The 8505-nt window shown below is 67.9% G+C and carries 7 protein-coding genes; 5 read left to right on the forward strand and 2 right to left on the reverse strand.

The window, feature by feature from the left end; genetic code table 11:
- Positions 1–1745 (reverse strand): PKD domain-containing protein (locus VD972_RS38875; protein WP_324993918.1); only part of this gene is annotated, 1745 nt, incomplete at its 3' end.
- A 107-nt stretch (positions 1746–1852) separates the two neighbouring features.
- On the opposite strand from VD972_RS38875, the gene VD972_RS38880 reads away from it, so the two are divergent.
- The 3 genes from VD972_RS38880 to VD972_RS38890 all read left to right on the forward strand — a co-directional run bounded on the left by VD972_RS38880 (position 1853) and on the right by VD972_RS38890 (position 5229).
- Positions 1853–2725 (forward strand): creatininase family protein, encoded by an 873-nt coding sequence (locus VD972_RS38880; protein WP_324993920.1) that lies wholly within the window; start codon positions 1853–1855, stop codon positions 2723–2725.
- Between the two features lie 74 nt (positions 2726–2799).
- Entirely contained in the window at positions 2800–3723 is a 924-nt protein-coding gene (locus tag VD972_RS38885) for a ribose-phosphate pyrophosphokinase (protein ID WP_324993922.1), read from the forward strand.
- Between the two features lie 369 nt (positions 3724–4092).
- On the forward strand, positions 4093–5229 hold the full coding sequence (locus VD972_RS38890) for a serine/threonine protein kinase (protein WP_324993924.1): 1137 nt from the start codon (positions 4093–4095) through the stop codon (positions 5227–5229).
- A 39-nt stretch (positions 5230–5268) separates the two neighbouring features.
- Here the strand turns inward: VD972_RS38890 and VD972_RS38895 are convergent, their stop codons facing one another.
- The gene (locus VD972_RS38895; protein ID WP_324993926.1) at positions 5269–5937 is read right to left on the reverse strand and encodes a hypothetical protein; all 669 of its coding nucleotides are present in this window, start codon (positions 5935–5937) and stop codon (positions 5269–5271) included.
- A 261-nt stretch (positions 5938–6198) separates the two neighbouring features.
- On the opposite strand from VD972_RS38895, the gene VD972_RS38900 reads away from it, so the two are divergent.
- Together VD972_RS38900 and VD972_RS38905 are read left to right on the forward strand one after the other, a co-directional pair.
- Complete coding sequence (locus tag VD972_RS38900) at positions 6199–7572, forward strand: ethanolamine ammonia-lyase subunit EutB (RefSeq protein ID WP_324993928.1); 1374 nt, start codon at positions 6199–6201, stop codon at positions 7570–7572.
- Positions 7569–8483: an ethanolamine ammonia-lyase subunit EutC gene (locus VD972_RS38905; RefSeq protein ID WP_324993930.1), complete on the forward strand. Its 915-nt coding sequence runs from the start codon at positions 7569–7571 to the stop codon at positions 8481–8483. Before VD972_RS38900 ends, VD972_RS38905 begins: the two co-directional genes overlap by 4 nt.
- Positions 8484–8505 lie beyond the last annotated feature (22 nt).

The following is an 8505-nucleotide window of genomic DNA, read 5'->3' on the forward strand; positions in this document are numbered from 1 at the left end:
CTGAAGGTCCCCAAGGGAGAGGTGGGGGCCGTCTGGGTCCAGGTATAGGTGAGCGGGTCGGAGTCCGGATCGGTCGCGGTGACACCGAGGGTGATGGAGGTCTGCTCGAAGATCGTGGTGGCGGAGGCCGTGGGGCCCGTCAGGGTGGGCGGGGAGTTCACGAAGGCGTTCACCGTGACCAAGACCGAGCCGTTGGTCGAACCGCCCCGGTCGTCCGACACCGTGACGCGGATCTGGTAGACCGTATTGGACGTCACTCGGGGCGCTGTCCACGTGGGGTTGGCCGCGGTGGTGCTGCTGAAGGAGCCGGCGGGCATGGCGGGCTCCTGCGTCCACGCGTAGGTGATCGGGTCGGAGTCGGGATCGGACGCCGTGAGCGAGAGGGTGGTCTGCTGCTGGTAGTTCAGGGTGGGTGGGTTGGCGGTGGGGCCCGTCAGCGTCGGGGGGTTGTTCTGGGGGATGGGCGGTGCCACGGCCACGCTCACCTGTCCCGAGACGGAGCCACCCCGTCCGTCCGTGACCGTCACCCTGAGGGTGAAGGTCGTGTTGCTGGCGACTACCGGCGAGGTCCAGGTGGGGTTGGAGACGGAGGCGTTGTTGAAGGAGCCCCCCGGGCTGGCGGGCTCCTGCGTCCAGGCGTAGGTGAGTGTGTCGCCATCCGCGTCCGTGGCGGTGACCGAGAGCTGGACGGGAGCAGCGCCAGTCACAGAGGTGGGCGTGGCCGTCGGAGTCGTGAGCGTGGGAGGACGGTTGACGGGGGGAGCGCGCACGTTCACGGTCACCGTGCCGCTCACGGAGCCGCCCTTTCCGTCCGTCACCGTCACGCGCAGCTGGAAGGCCGTGTCCGCCGTCACCGCCGGCGCTGTCCACGAGGGAGTGGCCGTGGAGGCGTTGCCGAAGGTGCCTGCGGGAGAGGAGGGCGTCTGCGACCAGGAATAGGTGAGCGTGTCACCGTCCGAGTCCATGGCGCTGACAGAGAGGTTGACGGACTGCTGCGAGTTGATGGTCGCCGCGGAGGTGGAAGGGCCCGACGTCAGGGTGGGCGGGGTGTTCGTGGTGGACGGCGGCGCCACGGCCACGTTGACCTGTCCCTGGACGGTGCCACCCCGGCCATCCGAGACCGTCACCTTCAGGGTGAAGGTCGTGGCGCTGGTGACCACGGGCGAGGTCCAGGTGGGGCTGGAGGTGAAGAGGCTACTGAAGGAGCCCACGGGCGTGGCGGGCTCCTGCGTCCACGAGTAGGTGAGCGTGTCGCCGTCCGGATCCGATGCGGAGAGGGAGAGCTGGATGGGGATGGCGCCCGTCGCGGACGAGGGAGAGGCGCCGGGCGTGCCGGTGCTGATGACGGGAGGCCGATTGATCGGCGGTGGGGGGCGTACCAGCACGGTGACGGAGCGGCGGACCGTCCCCAGCTCCTTGCCATCCGAGACGGTGATGCCCAACTGGAAGTTCGTGGCCGCCGTCACCTGCGGCGCCGTCCAGGTCGGATTGGCGATGGCGGGATCGCTGAAGGTGCCGGCCGGAGTCGCGGGCGTCTGCACCCATTCGTAGGTGAGCGCGTCCCCATCCGCGTCCGTGGCCTCCAGGGACAGCGCGACCTGGGTTCCAGACGTGACATCCGACGACTGGACGAACGGACCGGTGACGACGTGGATCTTGTTGCTGGGAGCCGGGTCGTCGCCACAAGCAACGCTCCACAGTCCGATGACGAGTAACGACGCGAACAGCGGCAGCCGATGGTGCATGAACCCTCCGCGAAACGACCGACCGGGAACCCTAGCCCAAGGTCCCACGTTTCGCGGAGCTTGTTGTCCGCCGCAGCAGAGGCGCTCGCAATGATATGGAGGACGCCGTGACGAGACTCCAACGCATTCCCCTGGTGGTGCTGTGTGGTCCGCTTCTCGTGTGCTCGGTGCTTGCCGCGGCCCAGTCCGGCGGGCGCTCGGCTGCTCCCAAGGGGGTGCTCCTGGAGCAGCTCACCTGGCAGCAGGCCGAGAAGCTCCTCACCCGCGGCACCGTCGTCGTCATCCCGCTGGGCGCGCAGGCCAAGGCGCATGGCCCGCACCTGCCGCTCGCCAATGACTGGAACATTGCCGAGTACCTGAAGCAGCGCGTGCACCAGTCCGCCGACGTCGTGATCGCCCCGACGATCAACTACTCGTTCTACCCCGCGTTCCTGGAGTACCCGGGCTCCACGACGCTGCGCATGGAGACGGCCCGGGACATGATTGTCGACATCTGCCGCAGTCTCGCCCGGCACGGGCCCCGCCGCTTCTACGTGCTCAACACCGGCATCTCCACGGTGCGGCCGCTGCGGCCGGCGGCAGAGCTGCTCGCGGCCGAGGGCATCCTCCTGCACTACACCGATCTGCTGAGTGCCCTCGGCGAAGTGGAGAAGGAGGTGTCGAAGCAAGAGGGGGGGACGCACGCCGATGAGATCGAGACCTCGATGATGCTCTACATTGCCCCCAAGACCGTGGACATGTCCAAGGCCGTCAAGGACTACCACCCCGGCAAGGGCCCGTTGACGCGCACCCCCACGGATGGGGGGATCTACTCGCCGAGCGGGGTGTTCGGGGACGCGACGCTCGCGACCCGTGCCAAGGGCAAGCGCGTGATGGAAGCCTATGTGAGTGCCGTCCTCGCGGACATCGAGACGCTGCGCCGGGCTCCCCTGGGAATGTCCACTGCCAGCGATGGGGGCGTCCCGGGGGGCACGCCTTGAGCGCCTGAGAACGTGATCGCGCCGCGCCAAGGCGGCACAATCCCGGGCAGATTGTCCTGCACTGGGAGCCCTCCATGCGTGTCGTCCTGATGTCCGGCTCGTCCCACCCCGCGCTGGGAGCGGCCGTCGCGAAGGTCCTCAACCTGGAGCTGGGGCGGTGCACCGTCGATCGCTTCCCGGACGGAGAGCACCACGTCGAGGTCGCCGAAGAGGTGAGGGGCTGCGACGTCTACCTGCTCCAGACGCTCGGGCCGCCCGTGGACTCGCACCTCATGGAGCTGCTCCTGATGGTGGATGCGTGCCGGCGGCGCGGGGCCGCGCGGGTGACGGCGGTGGTGCCCTACCTGGCCTATGCTCGGCATGACCGCCGGGAGACGGGGCGAGAGCCGCTGGGCGCTCGGCTGGTGGCGGACATGATCCGGGCCGCGGGCGTGGATCGGCTCGTCGCGGTGGATCTGCACAGCCCGGCCGTGGAGGGCTGCTTCAACATCCCCGTGGAGCACCTGAGTGCCTTGCCGCTGCTGGCCGACCACCTGCAGCGCACCGCCACACCCGGCTCTGTCGTCGTCTCGCCCGATCTCGGCGCGGTGAAGCGCGCGGAGCGGTTTGCAGCGCCGCTGAAGCTCCCGGTGGCAGTGGTCCACAAGTACCGCACGAGCGGCTCTCAGGTGCAGGCCCGCAACATCACCGGTGACGTGAAGGGCTGCACCCCCATCCTGGTGGACGACATGATCTCCACCGCTGGCACCATTGAGGCGGCGGTGAACGCCCTGATAGAGGCCGGCTGCGAGCCGGGGGTGACGGTGGTGGCGACCCACGCGCTGTTGGTGGGCCCCGCGCTCGACAGGCTCCACCGGCTCCCCCTCCGCCGGCTCCTCACCACGGACAGCGTCCCGTTGCCCGTGCGGCCTCCCTTCCAGGTGGAGGTGGTGTCCATTGCCCCGCTGCTGGCCCGCTCTATCGAGCTGCTGCGACTGGGCTCTCAGCAGGGTGGGTGAGGCTCCCCGGGGTGAGGGGCTCCAACGGGGAGAGGGGGGCTCGCTGGGGAGGCCGTTCACCATGGAACGGAACACACGCTCCCCTCCCTTTGAGACATTCTTTATTTCACTTTTGAAAGCATTGCCTTTCATTTCTGAAAAAACAAAACAGGGTAATGACCTGTTTTTCAGTCTCGAAATGTTCTGCAGAGAAGGCCCATCTCACGGGACTTGAAGACTTTGCGGAGAAGGTATAACCCATTGAGGATACAGCGACCTGGGAGTGACGAGAACTCGTCATCTGCCCTGGTAGAGCAGATCGATTTGGGTCCACCTGACAGGTCTGCTACGATACATCGGTCAGGTGATTTGGAGTCCTCGACAATGGACATGAAGTCTTGCTCGATACGTCCAGAGGTGTTGACTCCAGGAGCGCTGGTCGAGCACTGGCGCATCCTCGAGAGCCTGGAGCAGCGAGGGCACGGCGCGCTCTACCGTGTGGAAGAGGTGCGGCGTCCGACCGAGCCCCTCGTGATGAAGATCTCCCTGCGCCCGGGCGAGGGCCGCTTCGCGGATCGGGCGGCGCGGCTCCTGGCGAAGCATCCGAACATGGCGCGGCTCCATGCCTATGGGCGCTGGCCGCTGCCGGGTGGCGACTTCTTCTATTGTGTGCGCGAGGACGTGCGTGGCCTGTCGCTGCCGGCCTGGGTGGAGACGGCCAACCCCACGTACCTGCAGGTCGCCGCGCTGCTGAGCCGGTTGGGCTCGGTGATTGATGACGTGCACTCGCGCGACACGTGGCAGCGGGACATGCACCCGCACAACATCCAGGTGCGCGAGGGTGACGCGGAGCCGGTGCTGCTGGACCTGCGAGACGGCGGCAACGAGGGGCTGGACACGCTCCTGAAGACGCCGCTTGCCCACGAGCTGCAGGTGTTCCGCAGTCCGGAGATGCTGCGCTTCCTGCGGACGAACTGGGGGCGCCCTCACGCCAGCTACCGCTACCTGGCCACGGACGATCTGTATGCCCTGGGGGCCACCGCCTACTGGCTGGTGACGGGGCACCCGCCCTTCTCGCCGAGCCTGTCGCCCGAGCAGCTCCACACGGCCATCGAGCTGCGAGCGCCGCTGCCACCCTGGGAGGTGAACCCCCGGGTGCCCAAGCCGCTGGGGGCCATCATCCTGCGGCTCATGAGCAAGCTGCCCGAGGCCCGGCCCCAGCGCGGCGAGACGCTGTGCGCGGAGCTGATGGTGGCGGTGTCTGCCGGGGCTCGCGCGATGTGGGCGAAGCGGGTGTTCGACTCGGAGCTCGATCAGGCAGGGCAGGAGGTTCTCCCGCGGCGCATCCTTCGCCCGGGGGCGCCCAACCTGAGCCTGCAGCCTGGGCCCAAGCTGCCGCGCGTCGTGCACTTCAGCCCGCCCAACGAGCGGCGGGCCATGGTGGCGGCCCAGTCTCCTGCCAGCAAGGCGCGGGCGTTGGGCGGAGTCCCGGGGGATCCCATGGGCCCCTGGACGCGCATGATGTAAGCCGTGCCGGGGCTGAGGCCCCTTGCTTGTTCCTGAGGCCTACTTCGCCAGGGGCTTGCTGTTGGTGATGTTGAGGCCGCTCTCGGTGGCGGTGACGAACACCTCGCTGTCGGCGGGGATGGCGAGCAGCGAGCGCACCACCTTGGTGCCGAGCACGAACTTGACCTCGATGTTGCGATCGCCTGGGGGGACATCCCGGATGACGACGAGCTGAGCCTGGCTGGCTCCCTTGCGGGCCCCGTCCAAGGACACAGTGCAGTTCTTGGTGCAGCGAATGGTGAGCACGGAGGGCCCCCCAGCGGCAGCCTTCGCCTCCTTCACCTCCCCGAGCGGGATGCGGTCGGTGATGGTCAGGCGCTTGTTGCTGTCGACCTGCGCCGTCACCTGCATGCCGCCGGGCACTTCCGCGTAGCCGTTGTAGAGGGGGCGGTTGAGAAAGCCGCCGTTGGCCTCGATGCGGCGCTGGCCGGGGGACACATCCTTGAACTCCCAGATGTTCGGGGCCTTGCGCAGGCCCGCCTTGCCGTCCACTCGCACGCTGCAGTCATCCATGCAGCGCACGGTGAGGGTGGAGTTCTCTCCGGACTTGACCTCTGCCGGCTGGGTCTCGGCCGGCTTGGCGTCAGGGGGCTTGGCCTGCGCGGGAGGAGTGCCCTGGGCGAGGGCAGCGCTGGCGACAAGGGCGAGGAGAGCGGCGGCGAGGCGCATGGGAGCAGAGGCCTTTCGAGAGACGGTGAGACTGCCTTGCCCTATCGCCCCGTCCCAGTCTCCGTCAACCTGGCGGGAGGCGCGGACAGCGGCCGGAGTCACCACACCCAGTCCCCACCCGATCCGTCGAAGGTGCCTGTGCAGCAAGGTGGGCGTCATGCGCCTGTGGGCACGGTGTCTGCAAGGTCGGCCTCTTGAATGGTCGCCCAGCGTCACTTGGCCGTTGTCCCACGCCACGCGCATAGGTCATCGTGAGCGCTCATGCATCTGGCCGCCACCATCCGCAACGTCGTCCATCGGTTCGACTCCGTCCGCGAGGTCCTTGCCCGGGCCAATCCTCCCAAGTCCGGGGATGATCTGGCCGGCATCTCGGCCCGCAGTGCCGTCGAGCGCGTTGCCGCGCGTGCGGTGCTGGCCAACCTTACGCTGCATGAGCTGCGCCAGCATCCCGTCGTGCCCTACGAAAAAGACGAGCTGACGCGCATGGTCGAGCACACGCTCGACGAAGGGGCCTTCAAGGCCGTCTCCCACCTGACCGTGGGGCAGTTTCGTGAGTGGCTCCTGGAGAGCGAGACGGACGGCCTGAAGATCCGCTCGGTCTCCGCGGGGCTGACACCGGAGATGGCCGCGGCGGTATGCAAGCTCATGTCCAATATGGACCTGATGACCGTGGCCTCGAAGTGCCAGGTCGTCGTCAGGGCCAACAATACCCTGGGGCTTCCTGGGCGGCTCTCGTCCCGAGTGCAGCCCAATCACCCGACGGATGACGTCCAAGGCATCCTGTACAGCATGCGCGAGGGGCTGTCCTACGGGTGCGGTGACGCGGTCATCGGCGTCAATCCCTCCACGGACACCGCCGAGAGCACGGCGGAGATCCTCACGGCCATCGACAAGGTGCTGAAGAAGAACGACTGCCCCACGCAGCACTGTGTTCTGTCGCACGTCACCGTGCAGATGCGCGCGCTGGACCTGGGCTGTCCGATGGACCTGATGTTCCAGTCCCTTGCCGGCTCCGAGGCCGCCAACAAGGCGTTCGGCATCTCCCTTTCTCTGATGGACGAAGCCTGGGAGAAGATGAAGGAGAAGGGCACGGCCCGCGGACCCAACAGCATGTACTTCGAGACGGGGCAGGGCTCGGCGCTGTCTTCGGCGGCCCACCACGGAGCCGATCAAGTCACCCTGGAGGCGCGCGCCTATGGCTTCGCGCGGCGCTACAAGCCGTTCCTGGTCAATACCGTGGTCGGCTTCATCGGCCCCGAGTACCTCGAGGATGGGCCGCAGATCACCCGCGCCGGTTTGGAAGACCACTTCATGGGCAAGCTGCTGGGCCTGCCCATGGGCTGCGATGCGTGCTTCACGTATCACGCGCGCATGAGTCAGGACGAGCTGGAGAGCCTGAAGGTGCTGCTCGGCGCCGCCGGTTGCACCTACCTGATGTCGTTGCCCGTAGGGGACGACATCATGCTGAACTACCAGAGCACCTCGTACCACGACATCCCGTCCGTCCGGAGGCTGCTGAACAAGCGGCCCACACCCGAGTTCGACGCCTGGATGGTCGAGCGGGGCCTGTGGGACTATGAACAGAATGTGCCGGGCCCTGCGTTCGGCCGACCCGAGGCGATCCTGCCTACATGAGTCGCACGCGCCAACTCATCGATGCGCTCCGAGAGCAGCTCGGCGGGTCCGCCCCGGAGCCGCCCCCGCCGCCCCTGCCTCGCGTTCCCGAACCCCCCGTTCGTGTGTTTCCGCGCCGCAGTGAGGGCACCCGGTATGCCCGCGAGACCGCTGCCCACACCACGGCAGTCCTAGGCATTGGCCAGGTGGGCACGCGTTATGCGACGGACGTCGTGCTTCAGTTCCAGGCGGAGCTGGCCGTGGCACACGAGGCCGTTGGCACCGAGCTGCCCGAGGATTGGCCTGCCCAGAACGGCCTTCTGGGCCTGCGCAGCCGCGTGAGCAACCACCGCGAGTTCCTGCTGCGGCCCGATCTGGGGCGCCTGCTGGACGAGCCGTCCCTGGCGCTCCTCAAGAAGGAGGCCCGACACGGGGTCGACGTGCAGCCCATCCTCGCCGATGGGTTGTCGGCCGTGGCCTGTATGCAGAGCGGGCTCGCGCTCCTCGAGTCTTTCACAAAGGCCTGCCAGGCCCGCGGGCTCACCGTGGGCATCCCCGTCTGCGCGCGCTACGCACGCGTCTGGCTGGAGGACGAGATCGGTCAGACGGTCGGCGCCAAGGTGGCGGCAATTCTTCTGGGCGAGCGCCCCGGTCTCGGCACGGGGGACGGCCTCTCGGCCTACCTGGTGTACAACCCCAAGGTCGGCAATACGGACGGTGACCGGAACATGATGTCGAACATCCACCCGCGCGGCACTCCGCCCGCGGTTGCGGGTGACCGCTTGGCCGTGCTGGCGCGGGCCATGGTCGACCAGAAACGCAGCGGCGTGGCGCTCGATCTCAGCCGACTGACGGCGGAGCTGGGTGAAGCTGCCTCGCGCCATCCCCGCGCCCCACAGGTGCGCGTGCGCCTGCTGGAGGTGGAGAAATGATCCTGGAGCCTCTGCCTCCTCG

It is taken from the genome of Hyalangium sp. (assembly GCF_035629615.1).
Classification (GTDB): Bacteria; Myxococcota; Myxococcia; order Myxococcales; family Myxococcaceae; genus Hyalangium.

Bases quoted from the DNA above. Each gene is read 5' to 3' on its own strand.
- VD972_RS38900 (WP_324993928.1), top strand. From the start codon at position 6,199: ATGCATCTGGCCGCCACCATCCGCAACGTCGTCCATCGGTTCGACTCC.
- VD972_RS38905 (WP_324993930.1), top strand. From the start codon at position 7,569: ATGAGTCGCACGCGCCAACTCATCGATGCGCTCCGAGAGCAGCTCGGC.
- VD972_RS38890 (WP_324993924.1), top strand. From the start codon at position 4,093: ATGAAGTCTTGCTCGATACGTCCAGAGGTGTTGACTCCAGGAGCGCTG.
- VD972_RS38885 (WP_324993922.1), top strand. From the start codon at position 2,800: ATGCGTGTCGTCCTGATGTCCGGCTCGTCCCACCCCGCGCTGGGAGCG.
- VD972_RS38895 (WP_324993926.1), bottom strand. From the start codon at position 5,937: ATGCGCCTCGCCGCCGCTCTCCTCGCCCTTGTCGCCAGCGCTGCCCTC.